The following is a 1,419-nucleotide window of genomic DNA, read 5'->3' as shown; positions in this document are numbered from 1 at the left end:
CCAGGCTCGGCCCGTCCTCGCCGAAGCGCCGCGCCGCCTCGCGCGGGTCCAGCGCGGCAACCTGGCCGAGCCGGGTGAAGCCAGCCGCGTTCAGCTTGCGGGCCAGCGCGGGCCCGACGCCGGGCAGCAGCGTCACCGGCTGGTCCGCCAGCCAGGCCGCCGCCTCCGCCCCCAGCACGGCGAAGCCGCGCGGCTTGTCCCGCTCCGCCGCCAGCTTCGCCAGCAGCCGGTTGCGCGCCAGCCCGATCGAGACGGTGATGCGCAGCTGCTGTTCCACGTCACGGGCGAAGCGCGCCAGCACCACGGCGGGCGGCGCCTTGTGCAGCGCCTCCGTGCCGCTCAGGTCCAGCACGGCCTCGTCGATCGAGAGCGGCTGCACCAGTGGCGTCAGCGCCTCCATCAGCACGCGCACCTCGCGCGCCACGGCGACGTATTTCGCCATGTCGGGCTTGATGACCACGGCGTCCGGACAGGCGGCGAGCGCCTTGAACATCGGCATCGCGCTACGCACGCCGCGGGTGCGCGCGACGTAGCAGGCCGCCGAGACCACGCCGCGCCGCCCGCCGCCGACGATCACCGGCCTGGTCAGCAGCTCCGGCCGGTCGCGCTTCTCGACGCTGGCATAGAAGGCATCGCAGTCCACATGCGCGACGGCCAGCGCGAACAGCTCTGCATGCGCGACCACGCGGCGCGACCCGCAGGCGGGGCAGGCGGCGAAGGCGGCCTGCGCGCGATGGTCGCAGTCGCGGCAGAGCGCGGGCATGTCAGGCGTGCCGGCGTAGCCAGGGCATGACGAGGAACAGCAGCAGAAGCAGCAGGTAGACGCGCCCGTCCCAGGTGGCGGGGCGGTCGAGCAGCGCATCCAGGCCGCGGCCGAACAGCAACCAGCCCAGCAGCGTGTCCGCCACCAGCAGCAGGAGCAGGCCGGCGCCGCCCATGCCGAGCCGCGCGCGCGCCGTCGGCGGCAGTTCGAAGAGCCGCGCCACCCAGGGGGCGAGCACGACCATCGCCGCGATCATCGGCACCGCCTCGATCAGCACCGCCAACGTCGCGCCGAAGCGCGGTTCGAGCACGAGGATGCGGACCGGGCCCAGCAGGAAGCCCAGGCCGAACATCACCGCGAACCAGAGCAGCCCGGCGGCGAGGATCATCCCCACAGCCTCGCCGCCCCCAGCACGCCGGAGCTGTCGCCGTGCATGGCCGGCACCACGGGGGTGGAGAAGGCGTCCGAGAAGACATGGCGCGGGATCAGCCCCGGCAGCGCCGCATAGAGATGCGCCATGTTGGACAGCCCGCCGCCCAGCACGATGACGTCCGGGTCCAGGATATTGACCGCGCCCGCCAGGGCGCGCGCGAGGCGCTCCGCATGGCGGTCCAGCGCCGCCTGCGCGCGCGCATCGCCGGCTGCCGCGCGGGCCG

General features: G+C 74.4%; 3 protein-coding genes. All 3 read right to left on the bottom strand.

Features of this window, described 5'->3' with window-relative positions; all coding sequences use genetic code 11:
• On the bottom strand, window positions 1-763 hold a 763-nt coding region (locus OZN99_RS31505), incomplete at its 3' end, for a DNA polymerase IV (RefSeq protein WP_270939134.1).
• A gap of 1 nt (window position 764) precedes the next feature.
• Window positions 765-1,151 (bottom strand): hypothetical protein, encoded by a 387-nt coding sequence (locus OZN99_RS31500; RefSeq protein WP_270939133.1) that lies wholly within the window; start codon window positions 1,149-1,151, stop codon window positions 765-767.
• On the bottom strand, window positions 1,148-1,419 hold a 272-nt coding region (locus OZN99_RS31495; RefSeq protein ID WP_270939132.1), incomplete at its 5' end, for an ROK family protein. The genes OZN99_RS31500 and OZN99_RS31495, both read right to left, overlap by 4 nt.

Origin of the sequence: Falsiroseomonas oryzae, from assembly GCF_027856955.1 — a bacterium.
Classification (GTDB): domain Bacteria; phylum Pseudomonadota; class Alphaproteobacteria; order Acetobacterales; family Acetobacteraceae; genus Falsiroseomonas; species Falsiroseomonas oryzae.
This window is presented reverse-complemented; position numbering and strand designations above follow the sequence as displayed.